Origin of the sequence: Kitasatospora sp. NPDC051853, from assembly GCF_044452665.1 — a bacterium.
Taxonomy (GTDB): domain Bacteria; phylum Actinomycetota; class Actinomycetes; order Streptomycetales; family Streptomycetaceae; genus Kitasatospora.
In genome coordinates, this window is sequence record NZ_JBITBY010000009.1 from 207953 (window position 1) to 227578 (window position 19626).

13 protein-coding genes are annotated in these 19626 nt (G+C 73.0%); 7 read left to right on the forward strand and 6 right to left on the reverse strand.

Annotated elements, in window-relative coordinates:
- Positions 1–32: 32 nt before the first annotated feature.
- Together ACIA8O_RS25680 and ACIA8O_RS25685 are read right to left on the reverse strand one after the other, a co-directional pair.
- Positions 33–1682, reverse strand: coding sequence for a GDSL-type esterase/lipase family protein (locus tag ACIA8O_RS25680; RefSeq protein ID WP_396296318.1), 1650 nt, complete (start codon positions 1680–1682; stop codon positions 33–35).
- Between the two features lie 134 nt (positions 1683–1816).
- Positions 1817–3046: a transglycosylase family protein gene (locus ACIA8O_RS25685; protein WP_396296319.1), complete on the reverse strand. Its 1230-nt coding sequence runs from the start codon at positions 3044–3046 to the stop codon at positions 1817–1819.
- A 263-nt stretch (positions 3047–3309) separates the two neighbouring features.
- On the opposite strand from ACIA8O_RS25685, the gene ACIA8O_RS25690 reads away from it, so the two are divergent.
- Together ACIA8O_RS25690 and ACIA8O_RS25695 are read left to right on the forward strand one after the other, a co-directional pair.
- Complete coding sequence (locus tag ACIA8O_RS25690) at positions 3310–3819, forward strand: SigE family RNA polymerase sigma factor (protein WP_396296320.1); 510 nt, start codon at positions 3310–3312, stop codon at positions 3817–3819.
- A gap of 51 nt (positions 3820–3870) precedes the next feature.
- Positions 3871–4851 (forward strand): hypothetical protein, encoded by a 981-nt coding sequence (locus ACIA8O_RS25695; RefSeq protein ID WP_396296321.1) that lies wholly within the window; start codon positions 3871–3873, stop codon positions 4849–4851.
- 53 nt (positions 4852–4904) lie between these two features.
- Here ACIA8O_RS25695 and ACIA8O_RS25700 read toward each other — a convergent pair whose 3' ends face one another.
- Together ACIA8O_RS25700 and ACIA8O_RS25705 are read right to left on the reverse strand one after the other, a co-directional pair.
- The gene (locus ACIA8O_RS25700) at positions 4905–7901 is read right to left on the reverse strand and encodes an acyltransferase family protein (RefSeq protein ID WP_396296322.1); all 2997 of its coding nucleotides are present in this window, start codon (positions 7899–7901) and stop codon (positions 4905–4907) included.
- Between the two features lie 15 nt (positions 7902–7916).
- Positions 7917–9602 carry a glycosyltransferase family 2 protein gene (locus ACIA8O_RS25705; RefSeq protein WP_396296323.1) on the reverse strand — a complete coding sequence of 562 codons (1686 nt, stop codon included), beginning with the start codon at positions 9600–9602 and terminating at the stop codon, positions 7917–7919.
- 444 nt (positions 9603–10046) lie between these two features.
- On the opposite strand from ACIA8O_RS25705, the gene ACIA8O_RS25710 reads away from it, so the two are divergent.
- The 4 genes from ACIA8O_RS25710 (at position 10047) to ACIA8O_RS25725 (ending at position 16682) form a co-directional block, all read left to right on the forward strand.
- Positions 10047–13658, forward strand: a complete 3612-nt coding sequence (locus ACIA8O_RS25710; protein WP_396296324.1) for an SdrD B-like domain-containing protein — start codon at positions 10047–10049, stop codon at positions 13656–13658.
- 184 nt (positions 13659–13842) lie between these two features.
- Positions 13843–14331, forward strand: coding sequence for a DUF5709 domain-containing protein (locus tag ACIA8O_RS25715; protein WP_396296325.1), 489 nt, complete (start codon positions 13843–13845; stop codon positions 14329–14331).
- 82 nt (positions 14332–14413) lie between these two features.
- Positions 14414–15043, forward strand: coding sequence for a hypothetical protein (locus ACIA8O_RS25720; RefSeq protein ID WP_396296326.1), 630 nt, complete (start codon positions 14414–14416; stop codon positions 15041–15043).
- A gap of 175 nt (positions 15044–15218) precedes the next feature.
- A complete protein-coding gene (locus ACIA8O_RS25725; RefSeq protein ID WP_396296327.1) occupies positions 15219–16682 on the forward strand; it encodes an MFS transporter in 1464 nt (487 codons plus the stop codon).
- A gap of 43 nt (positions 16683–16725) precedes the next feature.
- On the opposite strand, the gene ACIA8O_RS25730 is transcribed toward ACIA8O_RS25725, so the two are convergent.
- Together ACIA8O_RS25730 and ACIA8O_RS25735 are read right to left on the reverse strand one after the other, a co-directional pair.
- Positions 16726–17520: a family 1 encapsulin nanocompartment shell protein gene (locus ACIA8O_RS25730; protein ID WP_396296328.1), complete on the reverse strand. Its 795-nt coding sequence runs from the start codon at positions 17518–17520 to the stop codon at positions 16726–16728.
- Between the two features lie 33 nt (positions 17521–17553).
- On the reverse strand, positions 17554–18579 hold the full coding sequence (locus ACIA8O_RS25735) for a Dyp-type peroxidase (protein ID WP_396296329.1): 1026 nt from the start codon (positions 18577–18579) through the stop codon (positions 17554–17556).
- A gap of 288 nt (positions 18580–18867) precedes the next feature.
- Between ACIA8O_RS25735 and ACIA8O_RS25740 the strand changes: the two genes are divergently transcribed.
- Positions 18868–19587, forward strand: a complete 720-nt coding sequence (locus ACIA8O_RS25740; protein ID WP_396296330.1) for a flavodoxin family protein — start codon at positions 18868–18870, stop codon at positions 19585–19587.
- Positions 19588–19626: the final 39 nt, after the last annotated feature.

Below are 19626 nucleotides of genomic sequence, written 5' to 3' on the forward strand. Positions count from 1 at the left end.
CGGCCGCCCCCTGCGGCGTCAACCGCACGGCCTCACCTGGTGAAGGCGGCGGTGGCGCTCTTCGAGTCCGCACCGCCGGCCGGCTCGCCCCAGCTGTTCCAGGTGCCGGTGGTGTGGTTGATGTCGAGCTCCTTGAGCCGGCCGCCGCTGGTGGCGAAGACGTGCTCGACGTTGTTCGCGGTGGCGCTGGTGATCCGGCTGATGCCGCTGCCGGGCATCGGGGTCCACCCGTTCCACTGCCCGGCGGCGAAGTCGCCGTCGGTCCTGGCCCAGGTGCCGTTCGGCGCGACCGCGCTGACGTGGACGGTGCGGCCGGAGGCGGAGGCGGCCACGTCCTGGGCAGTGAAGGGGCTCGCGCCGGAGACGGTCCAGCTGCTCCACTTCCCCGCGCAGTAGTCGCCGTCCTTCTCCACCACCTGGTTGGTGGCGGCGTCGACGGCGAAGATGTGGTTCACGTTGTCGGTGGTGGTGGCGCTGGCGACGCGCTTGAAGTTGCCGCCGTGGTCGGTCCAGGTGGTCCAGCGGCCGCCCTCGTAGTCCGCGTCGACGTTGTAGAGGTGTCCGTCCTCGCCGATCACGACCAGGTGCAGGGAGTGGTTGAGCGCGGACGCGGAGACCGAGACCGGCCGGACGGGGAGCTGGTTGGCGAAGGCGGGCTCGAACCAGCCGGTCCACTGGCCGGTGGCGTAGTTGCCGTCCTTCTCGTGGATCCGGCCGTCGCGGATCGCGAAGACCCGGTTGACCGAGAAGGTGGCGGCGCTGGTGACCTCGGTGATGGAGTCGGCGCCCATGTCGCTCCAGGAACTCCACTGCCCGGCCGAGAAGTTGCCCTCGGCGTTGCGCAGGCGGCCGTCCTTGAGGTTGACCAGGCGCACCGTGTCCTCGGGGCGCGGGAGCTGGGTGTTGCCACCGGAGAACCAGTGGGCGCTGTACGCCTGGTCGAGCGGGGTGAAGAAGCCCTGGGCGAAGGCTGCGTAGCCCGCGTCGTTCGGGTGCAGGCCGTCGTTCATCCTCGACTGGCCCAGGTCGGGGGCGGCCACGAAACGGAAGTGACGGCCCGCCAGCTGTTGGGCCGACTCCTCGTCCGCGAGGCGGCGGTTGAAGGTGTCGATCTTCGCGGCGAGGTCGGCGGGCATCGGGTTGTTCATGCCCGTGGTGGAGGTGATGAGCCCCTGCATGATGACGGTGACGCCCGGCTGCGTGGCGAAGATCTGGTTGACCAGGGCGACCGCCTCGTTGGCCGTGGTCGTGCCGTCGGCGTACTGGTTCAGGTCGTTGATGCCGGCGTGCAGCAGCACCACGTCCGGGCGGGCCGCCGACAGCCAGCCGCTGGAGACGCCGTCGCGGATCTGCCGCACCGTGTACCCGGGGTGGCCTTCGTTCGCCGGGTCGTTCATCACGCCGTTGAGCTGGGAGCCGACGAAGTCGATCGCGTAGCGGCCACCGGCGGTGGCGAGGTCCTGCAGCGGCCCGCGGTACCCGTTGCCGGTGCAACTGCCGCGGCCGAAGGTGATCGAGTCGCCCAGCGACAGCACCCGGACGACGGGCGCGTTCGCGGCGAGGGCGCTCGTGGCGGCGGGGCTCAAGCTCGCGGCCGCGCTGCTCGTGGCGGGCACGATGGCGGTGCACCCGACGACCGCCGACAGGACGGTGGCAGTGGCGAGGGCGGTCAGGCGGGGCATGTCATCTCCAAGTCCGGCACGGCCGGGCGGCGGCAGCGCGGTGTTCACGGGGGTCGGTACAGAAGGCCGTGGGGTGTATGCGGAGCACCTGGCGCCGGCCCTCGGGCGAAGGCCCGGGGCCGGCTGCCGGTGTGTCAGCCGGTGAAGGCGGCGGTGGCGCTCAGGGAGTCCGTGCCACCGGCCGCGGGAGCCCACGAGCTCCAGGTGCCGGTGTTGTAGTCGCCGTCGATCTCCTGGAGGCGGTTGGCGGTGTCGGTGGCGAAGACGTGGTTGACGTTGTTGGCGGTGGCGCTGGTGATGCGCTTGAGGTTGCTTCCGGGCATCTTGAACCAGCCGTTCCACTGACCGGTGGCGAAGTCGCCGTCGGTGTTGGACCAGGTGCCGTCAGGGGCGACGGCACTCAGGTGGACGGTGCGGCCGGAGGCGGAGGCGGCGACGTCCTGAGCGGTGAACGCGCTGGAGCCGGCGTTGGACCAGGAGCTCCAGGTGCCGGTGGCGTAGTTGGCGTCGAGCTCCAGGACCTGGCCGTTGGTGGCGCTGGTGGCGAAGATGTGGTTGACGTTGTCGCTGGTGGTGGCGCTGGTGACGCGCTTGAGGTTGCCGCCGTGGTCGGTCCAGCCGGTCCAGCGGCCCGCGGCGAAGTCGCCGTCGGCGTTGTAGAGGTGTCCGTCGGCGCCGATGGCCACCAGGTGGACGGTGTTGCCGATGGAGGAGGCGGAGACGGCCGTGGCTCCGCCGGGGAGGTTGCCGGTGGCGGGCTGGAACCAGCCGCTCCACTGGCCGGTGGCGTAGTTGCCGTCCTTCTCGTAGACCTGGCCGTCGCGGATCGCGAAGATCCGGTTCACCGAGCCGGTGGCGGCACTGGTGACCTCGGTCACGGAGTTGGCGCCCATGTCGCTCCAACTCGACCACTGGCCGGCACTGAAGTCGCCCTCGGCGTTCTGCAGGGTGTGGTCCGGCTTCAGGTTCACCAGGCGCACCGTGTTGGCCGACACCGGGAACGGGTCCGCCTGGTCCTTGTCCAGACCGGCCTTCTCCCAGCAGCTCCACGCCTTGTAGCCCTGGTCGGCGAGGATCTTCTCGGCTATCAGGATCTGCTGCGTCTTGGTGGCGAGGTCGGGCCGGGCCGCGTACTGGGTCCCGCCGTAGTGCTGCCAGTTGTAGAGGCTGATCTGCAGGCCGCCGTAGTAGCCGTTTCCGGTGTTGATGGACCAGTTGTTCGTGCTCTCGTAGAAGGCCACCTTGTCCCAGGTGGCGACCGAGGCCGCCGAGGCGGTGCCCTGGCCGCCCACCGTCATGACCGCCGCGAGGACGGACGTGGCCGCGAGGGCGGTGGCGAGGCGCTTCGGACGGTGTGCGGACATGGTGGTTCCCCAATTCTGCGAGAGCTGGAAGTGCCGGGCCCGCGGGCTTCCCCCGCGGCGCCGTCCGGCCTGTGACCACCATCTTTGTGGTGCCGGATGCCCGGCAGAAGGGGATCCGGCTGGACGGAACGGGCCTTGGACTCATCGGGCCACCGGACCCCTGACGGGACGTCATCGGGGTGCGGTTGCAGCGGAACGGGAGGCTCGATGCGTCAGAGAGGGTGGGGGACCGAACCCCCGGGACGGAGCCAGGGGGAGTGCGGATGGGTGCGGGCAGCGGTGAGGCCGGGTTCGAGGAGTTCGTGGCGGCGCGGTATCCGGCGTTGCGGCGGACGGCCTACCTGCTGTGCGGGGACTGGCACGCGGCGGAGGACCTGGTGCAGGGGGCGCTGGTGAAGCTGTACGCGCGCTGGCGGCGCCTGCGGGAGCCGGACAAGGCCGGGGCGTACGCCCGCACCGTGATGGTGCGGGACCACATCGACGGGCTGCGGCGGCGTTCCAGTACGGAGCTGAGCATCCCCGAGCCGCCCGAGACCGCGGCCGCCGACGTGCCGGACAGCGACCGGCAGTTGGCGCTGCGCGCGGCGCTGGCCGAGCTGCGCCCGCAGTACCGCGCGGTGCTGGTGCTCCGCTACTGGGAGGACCAGACCGTGGCGGAGACGGCCCGGGTGCTGGGGCTGGCGGAGGGCACGGTGCGCTCCGACGCGCACCGCGCGCTGGCCAAGCTGCGCGAGGTGCTGGGTGATGCGGTCCTCGACCTGGTCGCGGACTGACCGGACGATGCTCCACCACCACGACGATGACGACCAGTGAGGAGAAGGACGATGACCGCAGCTGACCCCGGCCCCGAGCAGGAGGGCCGGCTGGCCACCGCCCTGTTCGGCAGCATGCTGGACCACCCGGAGCCGCCGGTGCCGCCGGTGCTGGAACCCGTGCGCGAGCGCGGGCGGCGGCTGCGCCGGGCCCGCCGGACCAGGGCCGGGCTGCTCGGCGCGGCGTTCACGGGGGCCGCCGTGCTGCTGGTGGCGAACGTGACGGTTTCGGGGGGAGGGCCGGTCACCCTGGGGCCGGGCACCGGGACGGCGGAGACGGTCTCGTTCCCGCCCAGCCCCAGCGGCGGCCCGAGCGGCGGCCCCAGCCCGACCGGATCGGTCCGGCCGGACACGATGGAGACCAGGTACCTGCAGTTGTGGGGGGCGGTCCGGGTGGCCGCGCCGCAGCGGCTGTCGGTGATGCACCTCGTCCGGTCCGGGGTGACCGAGCTCCTCCTGACGGAGCCGGGGAGCCCGTCCCCGTCGCCGGGGTCCGTGTCGGACGGGGTCCGACTGGGCGTCAGGAGCGGTCTGCGGGTCGCACCGGGGCAGTCCACGGACTCGCCCTGCGCCAGGGTGGGGCCGCAGCAGGCCACCGAGTGCGTGCACCGGGTGCTGAGCGACGGTTCGAGCGGCTGGATCGCCCGCTACGGCGGGAAGGACCCGCGCCTGGACGCCACCTTCGCCTCCCGGACCGGCACCGTCTTCGGGCTCTCCGTCATCAACCCGACGGCACCGGGCCGGGCCGCGATGACCCTGACCGAACTGGTGGACCTGGTCAGCCAGGCCCCGGTCCACACGGCGCTGCTCGCCACCCAGGAGATCTCTCCCGGCGGCCCGTCGCCCCAGCCCTCGGGCCTGGAGGCGACGGCCTCGTCCTCGGCCTCGTCCTCCTCCTCACGGACCCCGTCGGCCCCGTCCTCGTCGACGGACTCGTCGACGGGCTCTCCGACGGGTTCGCCGACCTCCTCGGCCTCGGCGCCCAGGCAGTGACGCGCGGGGCCCCGCCGGACGGATCCGACGGGGCCCCGCGGGGTGAGGCGGTGTCAGCTCCGCGTACCGGCCGCCTTGGTGGTGACCGAGACGTAGTCGACCCGCATCGGGTGGCCGGGCTCGGTGGCCGGGCCGACGGTGCCGCCGTAGGCGGTGGGGAGGTTGCCGCCGACGGCCACGTTGAGGATCAGCAGCAGGCCCTTGCCGACGGCCCGGTCCCAGGTGGCGCGGTCCATCCGGGAGGCCTCCACGCGGTGGAACTCGCGGCCGTCCAGGTACCAGCGGACCTGCTCGGCCCCGGCGGTCAGGTCGACCTCCACCGCGTAGGCGTGGAAGCCGGACCGGCAGCCGCCGCACGGGACCTCACCCGAACCGAGGCCCTTGGGCTCCTGGCAGGGGCCGCCGTCCAGGACGCCGCAGTGCATGGTGCCGAAGACCGCGTCCCGGCCGTTGACGTTCTCCATCACGTCCAGCTCGCCGATCGCGGGCCAGCCGGTGTAGCCGTTGCGCAGCTCGCCGCCGAGGGTCCAGAAGGCGGGCCAGTACCCGGCCGCCGCGGGGCCGGTGACGTCGGGCAGTGCGATCGAGGCCTCGATCCGCATCACCCCGCCGGGCTGCGGCTTGAGGTCGGCCCGGCGGGACTCGATCCGGCCGGAGGACCAGGTGCCGTCGGCGGCGCGGGTCGGGACGATCTCCAGGGCGCCCTTGCCGTCGAGGCGGACGTTGGCGGTGGAGTCGGTCATGGTCTCGACCTCGCCGGTGCCCCACTGGGGCGCCGGGCAGCCGGGGTAGCAGGTGCCCAGGTCGTACTGCCAGTTGGCGGCGGAAGGCCGGCTGCCGGACGGGCCGTCGAAGTCGTCCCGCAGCAGCTGGGTCCAGCCGCCGGCCACCGGGGTCACCGCTGCGCCGCCGCGCACCGGGACCAGCCCGGCGTCGGTGAGCAGCCGCTCCAGGCGCGGGGTGAGCACCACCGCCGCCACGTTGGTGATGTGCGCGTCGTCCCGGTAGAGCAGGATGCGCTCCAGCACCGCCGGGCAGGTCTTCCCGGAGCCCGGGCAGAGCACGGAGTTGACCGAGACACTGTGCACCCCGGGCATCCGGCCCGCCGCGACCGCCTCGGCCAGCGGGTCGGGCCACTCGGCCTTGGCGCGGTCGAAGGCGCAGGCCGCCGGGTCCGCGGTGTGACCGGAGACGCAGGCCGGGACGTCGGTGCCGGGGACGGGGGTGTCCTGGAGGTAGACCACCGGCACGCCGAGGGCGCGCAGCGGGGCGAGGGTCTTCTCCCAGCCCCGGAGCAGGAGTTCGCGGTCGTCGGTGTAGCGGTTGAGGGTGGAGACGGCGATCAGCCGGGGCTTGGGGCCGCGTGCGATGCGGTCCAGCGCCGCCGCCCGCCAGGTGTCGCACTCGTGGTAGGTGCGGCCCAACTGGGGGTTGACCACCGTGAGTTCGGGCAGCGGGCAGCCCTGCTTGACCAACTCCTCCAGCGCCCAGCCGCGTTCGGCGGCGATGGCCAGCATCGGGGAGAACCACTGGCCGGCGTGCGAGTCGCCGAGCAGCACGATCCGGTCGGGGCTGGTGGTGGCGCCGAACAGGCAGGCGGGGCTGCTCACCGCGGTCGGGGCCACCTCGCACTCGCCGTCCGGCGGGAAGTCCTGCCGGGCCTGCACCGGATCGGGCACCACCGGACCGCCCTTGGCGGCGCCGGCGGTCGGCACCAGCAGCGAGGTGCCGTCGGGGGAGCCGGGCGGCAGGCCCAGCAGGTCCACCGGCTTGGCGGGGCCGAGCAGGCGCAGCGTCCCGGTGCCGACCACCAGTGCCAGCACCACCGGCACGATGACCGCTGCGAGGCCCAACGACAGCCCACGGCGCGGGAGTTCGGAGAGGGTGCGGTTGTGCCGCAGCGGCGTCTCGATCCAGCGCATGGCGGCCGCCGCGGGCAGCGCGGCGGCGGCGGTCAGCGCCACCTTGACCGGCCAGGAGAGCGCGCCGAACCGGGCCTCGGCCAGGATCAGCACCGGCCAGTGCCAGAGGTAGAGGTTGTAGGAGAGCCGGCCGATCGCCCGGGGCGCCCGGGTGCCGAGCAGGCGGTTGACGCCGTGGTCGGTGCCCGCGCCGGTCCGGTCGGGGGTGCCGGCCAGGATCACGGCGGCGGTGCCGAGGGTCGGCAGCAGGGCGGCGTAGCCGGGGTACGGAGTGGACGCGTCGAAGACCAGCACGGCCGCGACGATCGCCAGCAGGCCGCTCCAGCCGCAGAGTCGGCGCAGCGTCCGGGTGGAGGGCAGCAGGTGCCAGGGCAGCAGCGCGAGCAGCGCGCCCACGCCGAACTGCCAGGCCCGGGACGGGGTGGCCAGGTAGGCCAGCGAGGCCGAGCCCTGGGTCCAGACCAGCGCGAGGGCGAAGGAGGCGGCCGTCAGCCCGGTGGCGATGACGGTGGTCACCGAGCGCACCGAGCGGCCGCGGCGGGCGGCCCGTCCGGCGAAGAAGACCACGGCGGCCAGCAGCGGGCCCCAGAAGAGGTAGAACTGCTCCTCCACCGCCAGCGACCAGAAGTGCAGCAGCGGGCTCTCGTCCCGTCCGGCCGCCAGGTAGTCGGTCTGCTGGGCGATGAAGCGCCAGTTGCCGATCGACAGCGCGGCCGCCAGGACGTCGTACTCCAGGTCGGTGCGGCGCAGCGGCACGGTGAGCCAGGCGCCGGCCAGCGCGACCACGCCGAGCACCAGCGCGGCCGAGGGCAGCAGGCGGCGGGCCCGGCGGGCGAAGAACTCGCCGAGCCGGATCCGGCCGGTGGTGACGGCCTCGCGGACCAGCAGGTGGGTGATCAGGTAGCCGGAGACGACGAAGAAGACGTCCACCCCGACGAAGCCGCCGGCCAGGCCGGGCACCGAGGCGTGGAAGGCCAGCACGGCGAGCACCGCGAGGGCGCGCAGGCCCTCGATGTCGCCCCGGAAGCCGGAGGGCCGGGTGCGGGCGGGGTCGCGCCGGGGCGCGGGCCGCTGCGCGGGTATGACGTAGGAGGTGGGACGGAGGTCCGAATCCACGGACGAGGACATCGGTGTGACGACCTTTCAGCCCAGCCAGGGCAGCATGGGGCGGACCCAGCCGGAGGCGAGCAGAGCGACGAGGACGAGGGCGGCGGTGGCGGCGAGCGCCTCCGGCCAGCGGCGGGGCAGCATCGCCCGGCGGGCCCGGGTGGCGTTGCGGGACTCGACCGTCTCCGAAGCGCCCGGCACCAGTTCGATCAGCAGGTCGCGGACCAGCGGCAGGCTGATCTGGAACTGCACCAGCAGGTAGAGCCCGAGGCCCCAGGTGGGCGCGATGCCGTGCTCGGCCACCGCGAGGGCCAGGCCGACGGCGGCGGCGCCGACCGAGCCGACCAGCCAGAGCAGCGAGACCACGGTGACCTGCCGGGCCAGCCTGCCCGATTTGCTCTTCCCCGGTCCGGCCGAGCCGGTCGGCACCCAGGCGGCGCTGCGCCCGCGCAGGGTGTGCCAGAACGCGGCACCGGCGGCGACGCTCATCAGCACGTTGGCGCGGATCACCTCGACCCGCCAGCGGGTGCGGCTGATCCGGGGCAGCAGCACGTGCCAGAGCCAGAGCGGCGCGAGCAGCGGCAGCACGTGCCAGGGCCGGATCTCGTCCGGGTACCAGAACATCATCACCAGCGGCGGCAGCGGCGCGGCGAAGATGTTCACCACCGTGGTCAGGTAGCCGACCACGCCCTCGTAGAAGCACAGGCGCATCCGCCAGGGCGCGCCGATCCGCTTGAGCTCCGGGGTGGAGAGCAGGTGCAGGTTGCCCATCGCCCAGCGGTACTGCTGGTTGACGAAGGCGGCCAGGTTGTCCGGCGAGGTGCCCTTGGCGACCAGCACCGGGACGTAGAGGGTCTTGAAGCCCTCGGCGTACAGGGCGAGGCCGGTGAACAGGTCCTCGCTGTGGTCCAGCTTGGCGAAGCCCCCGGCGGCGTCGATCGCGGTGCGGCGGTAGACGGCGTTGCTGCCGCAGCAGATGGCCGCGTCGCTGGCGTCCCGGGAGGGCTGGATCCACCGGAAGAACCACTCCTGGGCGGAGCCGGCGGCGCGCTGGATCCAGCCCATGGTCTCGTCGGTGTCGAAGCACTGCGGGCTCTGCACGATGCCGATGCCGGGGTCGGCGAAGTACGGCACCAGATGGCGCAGGAAGTCCGGCCGGGGCGCGAAGTCGGCGTCCAGGATGGCCACGAACTCGGCCTTGCTCAGCGTCAGCGCGTGGTTGAGGTTGCCCGCCTTCTTGAAGGCGCCGCGGTCGGGGCGGACGACGTACTCGTAGCCGTGCGCGGCGGCCAGCTCGGCCACCTCGGGCCGGGCGGCGTCGTCCAGCACCCAGACGGTGAGCGCCTCCGGCCACTCGACCCGGGCCACCGCGCGGTAGGCGTTGGCCAGTACGTCCAGCGGCTCGCCGCAGGTCGGCAGGTAGAGGTCGACGGTGGGCAGTTCGGCCGGGTGCCAGGCGTTGACCAGCACCTCGTGCGACTGCCGGGTGAGCCGGCGCGAGCGCAGGCTGTTGAGCGAGGAGAGCGCCAGGGCGACCAGGTTGACCGCGAGCACCGCGAGGAAGGCCCAGAGGGCGGGGGTGCGCAGCGAGAAGGTCAGCATCGTCACGGCGGTGAAGCTGAACGCCAGCGAGGTGCAGATCAGCACCCAGCGGCGCTGTGGTCCGAAGTACCAGTAGAGCTCCTGGTCGGAGGGTGGTTGAGGTAGGTGATGCACAGTCATGAGGCCCCCACAGCCGCGTGTTTCGACAGCGTCCAGTGGGCACCGTACCGCAATTGGTATAGACCAATGGACACGCGACTGTTCGGTGAGACGACCACCGGGTGAACCCTTGCCCTCGTTGATCATTCCGCGCCCCGCACCGTGCGGCGGGGCGATCGGAGGGCCACGAACGGGCCAACAGTGGCCCAATTCCGCCGTGTTGGGGCCCCGGCCCGCACCCGTCGGACCTCGGGAACTGCCCTTTCGGGCAGGAAGCCCTGCCTGTGGAGGAAGGTGACGGTGCCTCAGGACGCCCCACGGGGCGCCGGACTCTTCATCCACTGTTCACCGCGGTTGGCCGTGGGTTCGCGCCGGTTCACGCCGCTCTGGGCTGCACAGGTGAATCGCCGCCGGAATGGGTCGTGGCGCGGAGGGAGTGATCGAATGCTCGGCTCCACTCGTAGCATGCGCATTCCACATCGCACCGGGCGGATCGCCTCGGTCCTCACCCTCCTGGCGGGCACACTGCTCGGCAGCGGAGTACTGGCGACACCGGCCCAGGCCGCCATCTCGTTCTCGAAGAGCGTGGACAAGGCGACGGTGGCCCCCGGAGAGACGGTCACCTACACGCTCCGGTACACCTGCTCGGTCACCGAGTGCGATGCCGGGAAGATCACCGACACCCTCCCCGCCGACATGGAGTTCGTCGGCTGGACCCCGGACCCGTCCACCGTGGACGAGGCGAACTCCACCGTCCCGGCCCAGGGCGCCATGGGCGGCACCATGGACATCGCCCTCAAGACCCTGGCCCCGGGCACCACCGCCACCATCACGGTGTCGATGCGGTACCCCAACTTCTCCACCCCCAACGGCACCACCTCGACCAACTCGGCCACCATGACGGCCACCGGCGAGACGCCGCAGACCGACACCGCGGACACCACCGCGCAGGTCACCCCGCAGTACACCGTCACCAAGGGGGTGCAGACCTCCAGCAAGGACGGACGCACCGTCACCTTCCAGTTCAGCACCTGCGCCACCGACCAGGTGCCGAACGTCGACCTGACGACCAGCCGGCTGCTGGACACCCTGCCGCCCGGCGCCGTGGTCGACACCGGCCGCTCCCCGGGCTGGTCCCAGGTCGCCCCCGGCCCCAACACCTGGGGCTACGACATCGGCGACTTCACCTCGGGCAACGGACGCGGCGGCTGCCGCACCCCCGGCGTCCTGGTGGTGAACTTCCCCGAGTCCGCCTTCCCCAACGGCACCACCGCGACCAACGGCGTTGACCTGCTCGGCGCCCCGCTCGGCGAGGGCGAGCGCAAGCTCGACGACGACTCGACCACCACCGGCCAGTTCCAGCCGCCGGTCACCGGGGTCGACGTCACCGCCAGCAAGGTCTGGCGGGACTCGATGACCTCGGGCGACATCAACTCCTTCAGCCTCTCCGCCACCAACACCTCGGCCCCGGCCACCAGCCTGACCATCACCGACCCGGGCGCCGGCACCACCGAGGGGCTCTACAACTGGATCTTCCCGCAGTCGATCCAGCTGGAGGCCTGGAACCCCACCAGCATCCAACTCACCCTCAGGTACCGCCTCAACGGTGACCCGACCTGGCTGACCTTCACCCCCGGCAGCCCCTTCAACGGCTCGGCCGCCCGCCGCATCACCTTCGCCGAAGGCGCGGGCGACCCGGCCAACGACGTCCTCGGCATCCCGGCCGGCCGCTGGCTGGACGGCCTCCAGTTCACCTGGAACGGCCCGATCCCCACCGGCTGGAGCCCCGGCAACGCCGTCCAGGTGGTCACCCAGGTCTCCACGGTCGGCCACGACGGCCGCACCGCCCCGGACCCGCTGACCAACTGCGTGGACACCAGCGCCACCGACGGCACCACCAGCGCCACCGCGAACGCCTGCGCCTCCACCACTGTCAAGGCCGCCACCAACCTCGGCGCCGCCAAGACCACGGTGGCCGGCTCGGTCACCTCGCCCGGCGGCAAGGTCACCTTCCAGGTGATCCCGTACAACCGCAGCGCCCACCCGCTGGACCGCCCGCTCGTCCTGTACGACGTGCTCCCGGCCGGCCTGGTCTACGTCGAGGGCTCGGCCCGCCCGGACCCGAACTACCCCGACGCCAAGGCCCCGAGCTCCGTCACCGTCACCCCCGGCCCCGACGGCCGCCAGGTCGTCCGGATGGAGTGGCCGGCCGGCGCCCCGGACATGATGTACCTGCACGACCAGCTGGCCTACCGGATGCTCTTCGACGCCACGGTGGCGGGCAGCGTCCGCAGCGGCACCCTCACCAACGACCTCTACGTCGGCGTGGACCGGCCCACCCAGCCGGTCAGCTGCATGTTCAGCGGCTCGGACAGCTCCACCCCCGACGTGCTGGACCTCAACGGCAACGGCGACACCACCGAGAGCCTGTGCCGCGCCTCCTCCGAGGTGGAGATCCAGGTCCCGTCCGTGCTGCGCTCCTACAAGGAGGTCAAGGGCGACCTCGACCCGGACTACGCCGCGATCGGCTCCACCACCCCCGGCGGGCACATGTCCTACCGGATGACGGTGCGCAACGACTCGCCGGACCCGGTCACCGAGTTCATCGCCTACGACAAGCTGCCGACCCCCGGTGACGACTACGTCCTCACCCCGGGCGCGCCCCGGGACAGCGCCTGGACCCCGTCGCTCTCCCAGGCCATCACGTCCAGCGACCCGACCGTGGTGATCGAGTACACCACCGACCCCGCCCCCTGCATCGAGAGCAAGCTCGGCGACCGGGCCGGCTGCAACGCCGGCGCCGTCTGGACCACCACCTTCCCCGGCCCCGGCACCGCCACCTGGTTCCGCATCCACCGGCCCGGCGCCCTGGCCACCGGGGCCTCCTTCACGCTCACCTGGCCGATGGTCGCCCCGTTCAACGCCCCTGACGGGGAGTACGCCTGGAACAGCTTCGCCTACACCGCCACCGACGCGAGCGGCCGCCAACTGCTGCCCGCCGAGCCGGCCAAGGTCGGCGTCGCGGTCAAGCGCACCACCGAGCCGAACAACTCGATCGGTGACTTCGTCTGGGTCGACGCGGACGACTCCGGCATCCAGAAGGGCGGCGACACCCCCGTCGCCGGCGTGAAGGTCAACCTGCTGGACGAGCAGGGCCAGCCGGTCCGCGACCTGAACGGCAAGCCCGTCACCGCGGTGACCGGCGCCGACGGCAAGTACCTGTTCGACAAGCTCCCGGACGGCACCTACCAGGTGCAGTTCGACCTCTCCACCCTCCCGGCCGGCAGCAAGGTCTCCAAGCAGGCCCAGGGCCCGGACGTCTCCAAGCAGTCCTCCGCCGACCCGGCCACCGGCCTCACCCGCCAGGTCACCGTCGCCGGCGGCCAGAGCAACCTCGACCTGGACATGGGCATCGTCCAGCCCCCGAAGAACGACAACGCGCTCGGTGACTTCGTCTGGGTCGACGCGGACGACTCCGGCATCCAGAAGGGCGGCGACACCCCCGTCGCGGGCGTGAAGGTCAACCTGCTGGACGGCACCGGACAGCCGGTCCTCGACGCGAGCGGCCGACCGGTCTCCACCGTCACCGACGCGGGCGGCAGGTACCTCTTCGACAACCTGCCGAACGGCACCTACCAGGTGGAGTTCGACCTGACGACCCTTCCGAAGGGCGCCAAGGTCTCCAAGCGGGCCCAGGGCCCGGACGCCACCAAGCAGTCCTCCGCCGACCCGGCCACCGGGCGGACCCAGACCGTCACCCTGACGGGCGGTCAGCGGATGCTGGACCTGGACCTGGGCATCGTCGAGCAGCCGCAGCCCTCCCCGTCCCCGTCCCCCTCTCCGTCCCCTTCCCCCTCCCCGTCGGTGACGCCCTCGGTCTCCCCGAGCCCGAGCGGATCGACGACCACGGAGCCGACCCCGCCGCCCTCCCCGTCGCCGTCGCGGAGCTCCGGCGAGCTGCCGGACACCGGCTCCTCGACGCCCGGCCTGTTCCTCGCCGTGCTCTCCACCATCGCCGTCCTCGGCGGCCTGGTGATCTGCACGGTGGCCTACCGCCGCTCCGGGAGGCACAGCTGAACTGACGGAGCAGGGGCAGGACCCGGTGGCGCCGCATCCGTGCGGCGCCACCGGCGCGTCCGGACCCTCCGGCGCCCACCCGGTCGGCCCAGGTCACGGCACGTGAAGTTGCACCCCGCCGCGCTGGTGCGAAGCATGGGCATGACCGGGTACACAGCGCCCGGGTCGCACCAGGAGGTGTCTGATGGCGGACTGGGACGAGGGGGAGGACCTCCCGGCCGAGGACGACGGAGTGCTCGAACCGGCGGACAGCCTGCTCACCGACCGCCTGGACGACGACCCGTTGGACACCGGCGTCATCCCCGCCGACGGTTACCACGGCGCCACCGCCTACGGCACCACCCCAGCCGAGGCCAGGACCGGCGAGTCCCTGGAGCAGCACCTCGCCGAGGAGGAGCCGGACGTCGTGCCGGACGTGGTGGACGACCGCTGGACCGACGGACCGTCACCCCGGGCCGGCCGGCTGCTGAGCGGCGAGGACGACGTCACCGGCTTCGACGTCGGCCCGGACGCCGGGGCCGCGGGCGCCGAGGAGGCCGCCGTCCACCTGGTCGACCCCGACCAGGACCGGGACGCCGAGTTCGCCGACGCCAGCCGTGACGAATCCCTGGACGAGGCCGTCGCCTTCACCATCGCCGACGACCTCGCCGAGGCCCGGGACCAGTACCGCTGAGACGGCCGTCGTCGGTCGGTGTCCCCAACGTGAGGCTGGGTAGCATCGGCCGGGGGAGACGTGACGACCGGGGGGCGACACGATGGCCGGGTACACAGCCGTACTGCAGGTGGAGCGCCGGGCCAGACGGCGGGCCGGGTGGCAGCTGGCCGGTTGGGCGGCGCTCTGGTCCGCGGCCCTGGTGACCTTCGCCGTGCTCACGGAGGGCGGTCCCGGCGGCGCCTTCGGTGGCCCGGGGTTCGACTACGGCCTGCTGCTGGTCGCCCTCCTGCCCGTGCCGACCGCCGTCGGGGTGCTGGCCGATCTGTACCGCCCGGTCGTCCTGACGGTCGGTCCGCACGGGCTCGGCGTGAAGCTGCCGCTGCGCCGGGCCGGGGTCGTGACCTGGGACCGGATGCGGCGGCTGGACGTCATCACCTTCCGCACCGGGCACGGGGAGCAGCAGGTGCTGGTGGTGGAGGTGGCGGCGGCCCTTCCGTTCAGCTGGCGCAACACCAGGCAGCGGCGGTGCTTCGCGCGCCTGGTCGACCTCACCGGCGGCGATCCGTCGGCGGACGGTCTGGCCTTCGAGTCCGCGGCCACCCCGTACCCGGCCGTCGAGCTGTTCCACGCCCTCCGGGCGCAGGCGCCCGCCTCGACCCCGACGGCGGACCTCACCGCCTCCCCGCTGTACGACCGACGGCGCAGCAGCTGGTTCCGCCCCGGGTGCTGACCGATGGGCCGTCCGGGCCCGGCCGACGTCCGACGAGCCGTCCGAGGAGCCGTCCGATGGGCCGTCCGGGGGAGCGTCGGCATGGCGTACGGGCCCGGGCCCCGGCCGGGACGCAGACTCGCAGGGTCCGCCCCGGCCGTCCGGCCCCGACCGCCCGAGAGGTGGCGACCCGTCAATGACCAGGCCACCGACGGGAGTCACGGGCCCGGTGCCCGACGGGAGCCGCCACTGGAAGGCGCTCGGGGTCTGCCTGCTGGTCGGGTTCATGAGCCTGCTGGACGTCTCGATCGTCAACGTCGCCCTGCCCTCGATCGACCGGGGCCTGGACGCCGGACCGGCCGAGCTCTCCTGGGTGCTCTCCGGCTACGCCCTGACCTTCGGCCTGACCCTGATCCCGGCCGGGGTGCTCGGCGACATGTGGGGGCGCCGGACGGCCTTCCTGACCGGCCTGGTCTCGTTCACCGTCGCCTCGGCGGCCTGCGGGCTGGCCCCGACCGCCCTGACCCTGGTGCTGTTCCGCCTCCTCCAGGGGGTGGCCTCCGGCCTGATCGGCCCGCAGATCTCCGGCCTGATCCAGGAGCTGTTCACCGGCCCCGAACGGAGCCGCGCCTTCGGGTACTTCGGCACCACCGTCGGCCTGGCCACGGCGGTCGGCCCGCTGGCCGGCGGCCTGCTGATCGAGGCGGCGGGCCCGGCGGACGGCTGGCGCTGGGTGTTCTTCGTCAACGTGCCGATCGGCGTCCTGGCCTTCGCCCTCGCCCTGCGGCTGATCCCCGGCCGGGCCGGCTGCGGCTCCTCCCAGGGCACCCTGGGACGCCGGGTCGACGGCGTCGGGGTGCTGCTGCTCGGCCTCGGCCTGGTCGCGGTGCTGCTGCCGCTGATCCAGGAGCAGCAGTGGAAGGGCCCGGCGAAGTGGTGGCTGATCCCGCTCGGCCTGGCCCTGCTGGCCGCCTTCGCCGCCTGGGAGCGGCGGACCGCCCGTGGCGGCGGCGTCCCGCTGGTGGACCTCGCGCTGTTCCGCACCGCCTCGTACGTCTGGGGCGCGGTGCTCGGGATGCTCTACTTCGCGGGCTTCTCGACGATCTTCTTCATCTTCACCCTCTACCTCCAGAACGGGCTCGGCTACAGCGCCCTCACGGCCGGACTGGCCGTCACCCCGTTCGCCGCCGGCTCGGCGGTCTCGGCGGCGGTGGGCGGTCGGCTGGTGACCACGCGGGGGCGGGCCCTGATCGTCGGCGGGCTGGCCCTGGTCATCGCGGGAACGGGCCTGGCCGCCCTGGCCGTCCACCTGGTGCCCGGCGAGAACGCCGGATGGGCGACGGCCGGGCCGCTGCTGCTGGCCGGGGTCGGCTCGGGCCTGGTGATCGCGCCGAACCTGGCGCTGGCACTGGCCGAGGTCCCGCTGGCCCGGGCCGGGACGGCCGGCGGGGTGATCCAGACCGCGCAGCGGCTCGGCACCGCGATCGGCGTGGCCTGCGTCGGAGCGGCGTTCTTCGCCCACCTCGCGGGCACCGGCTCCTGGGCGGGGGCCTTCCAGGTGGGCGTGCTGGTGGCACTCGGCTTCGAGGCGGCGGCGATGGCCGGCGCCCTGGCCGACCTCCGCCGCCGCCGGCGCGCCGCCGCTTCCGCCCCGGCCTGACGCCGCCTCGGGTCCTGATGCCGCCGCGCGCCCCGGCGATCGCTCAGACCAGCGGGACGGCCGCCTCGGGCGAGTACAGGCTGAAGGTCAGCGCCTGCTGGAGGTAGAGCTCCACCGTGTCCGCGTCGTGCCGCAGGTAGCCGATCGAGAGGTCCTGGCCCAGGTGCAGCTCGAAGTCGCCGCCCCGGGTGGAGAGCAGCACTCCGCCGCTCAGCGCCGGTGCCCAGATCAGCGGACAGTCCAGCGCGCGGGCGATGTGCTGGCGGATCGGGTAGCCGTGGTCGGAGGTCTCGTTGACGGCGGTGTAGGCGTCCGCGCCCAGCAGCAGCGCGTACGGGCCGCCGACCCCCGCCAGCCGCAGCGTGGTGAGCGCGTGGCTGACGGTGTCGGGGTAGGCGGTGACGTCCTCCGGCAGCGCCACCGGCGGGTTCTCGGCGGCGGCCCGCAGCCCGGAGATCCCGGCCTCCGGCCAGCCGTCGAAGACCGCCCGGTCCTCGGCCATGGCCATGGTCCGGGCCGCGTCCTTGACCGGCTGCCAGTCGCTGTCCGCCGACCCGCGCTCCACGTCGTCCACCGCGTCCCGGCTGAGCGTGAAGCGGGTCCTCAACTCCACCACCGGGCGCACCTGGTGGGCCCGGGCCCGCAGCCCCTCGGCGGGCGGCGGCAGCGGGGTCAGGTGCCCGGTGCCGACTGCGGCCAGTGCCGGGCCGGCCGGACCGGAGAGGTCCACCACCCGGCGCCCGGCCAGGTGCAGGACGAAGGTCCGGCGGGCCTCCTCCTCGATCTCGGCCCAGGCGGCCTCGCTGATCGGGGCCAGTTCGCGGTGCAGGTTGTCCACGTGCTCACGGTGCTTTCACTGGGGGCTGGGCGGTCAATCGGCTTGAACGGGAGCGGACTTGAGGCTGCCGATGCCCAACGAGCCGTTCTTCTCCGGCTGTCGGCGCTCCGAGGGGGCGACGGCCTCGCTCGGGCCGTCCTCCAGGAAGTCGGCGGTCGGGACGTGGAACAGGCTGCCGGTGACGGCGGTGGAGAAGTCCAGGATCCGGTCGTGCGAGGCTTCGTCGGTACCGAGGAACATGTTCCGCAGCATCTGCTCGGTGACCTCGGGCGTGCGGCAGTACCCGGCGAAGTACGTCCCGTACTCACCCCGCCCCGGCGAGCCGAACGGCATGTTCGCCCGGTGGATCTGCCGCTCCTCGCCGTCCTCGTCCAGCACCTGGTTGACCGCCACGTGGGAGTCCGGGGCCTGCACGCCGTCCGGCAGCTCGACGTCCGAGAGCTTGGTCCGGCCGATCACCCGCTCCTGCTCGTCCGAGCCGATCCGGTCCCAACCGTCCAGGTCGTGCAGGTACTTCTGCACGATCAGGTAGCTGCCCCCGGCGAACGCCGGGTCCTCCTCGCCGACGTACACCGCCTCGACGGCCGGGTTCCCCTCCGGGTTCTCGGTGCCGTCCACGAAACCCAGCAGGTCGCGCTGGTCGAAGTAGGTGAAGCCCTGCACCTCGTCCACCACCCGGACGGCGCCCGCCATCCGACGGGTGATCAGGGTGCCCAGCTCGAAGCAGAGATCGGCCTGCTGCGCCCGGACGTGGAACACCAGGTCGCCCGGGGTCGAGGGGGCGGTGTGCCGCGCGCCGCGCAGCGGCACGAACGGGTGCAGCCCGGCCGGCCGCGGCCCGTCGAACAGCCGGTCCCAGGCCTGCGACCCGATCCCCGCCACACAGCTCAACCGGTCCTCCGGCCGGCGGAACCCCACCGACCGCACCAACCCCGCCAGATCCCCCAGCAACTCCCGCACCACCGGCTCACCGCCGGCCTCCACGGTCATCACCAGGAACAGCGCGGCCCGGCTCGGCCCCGCCAGCACCGGCTGCAGATTCGGCGACTTCCCACCCACGTCCGACTCCCCTCCATCGGCCACCCCCGACGGGCGGCCCGTCCAAGCTTGACCGCGCCCCCGCCCGATCCCACGACGGCAGGCGGACAGGTACCCCGAACGGCCCAGTCCCCGTGCCACCCTGACGGATCCTCGGCCCCGCCCCCGGCCCCCGACCGCGCTCCGTCACCTGCCCCACCCGCACTCCGTGACCTCGGCGGCGTGTCCTCAGCGGTGATCGGCCCCCGGCGTGGTGAGCTGGGCCCACCGACCGTCCGCCAGGCCCCGACCGTTCACCAGGAGCACGTGATGACCACCGAACCCGGGACCTCGTACGCCGACCTGCGGGCGATCGTGCTCAACTGCACGCTCAAACGCTCCCCGGAGCGCAGCCACACCCAGGGCCTGATCGACGTCAGCACCGGGATCATGGAGCGGCAGGGCGTCTCCGTCGAGGTGCTGCGGCCGGTGGACCTGGACATCGCCACCGGGGTCTGGCCGGACATGACCGAGCACGGCTGGGAGACCGACGAGTGGCCGGTGGTCTACAGCCAGGTGATGTCCGCCGACATCCTGATCCTGGCCGGGCCGATCTGGCTGGGGGACAACTCCTCGGTGATGAAGCGGACCATCGAGCGGCTCTACGCCTGCTCCTCCGTCCTCAACTCCCAGGGCCAGTACGCCTACTACGGCCGGGTCGGCGGCTGCCTGATCACCGGCAACGAGGACGGCGCCAAGCACTGCGCGATGAACGTCCTCTACAGCCTCCAGCACCTCGGCTACACCATCCCGCCCCAGGCCGACGCCGGCTGGGTCGGCCCGGCCGGCCCCGGCCCGTCCTACCTCGACGAGGGCTCCGGCGGCCCGGAGAACGACTTCACCAACCGCAACACCACCTTCATGACCTGGAACCTCCTGCATCTTGCCCGGATGCTGAAGGACGCCGGTGGCATCCCGGCCCACGGCAACCAGCGCTCCGGCTGGGACGCCGGCTGCCGCTACGACTTCGAGAACCCCGAACACCGCTGACGGACCGACAGGCCGCCTGTCCCCGGCCTGGGCTAGCGT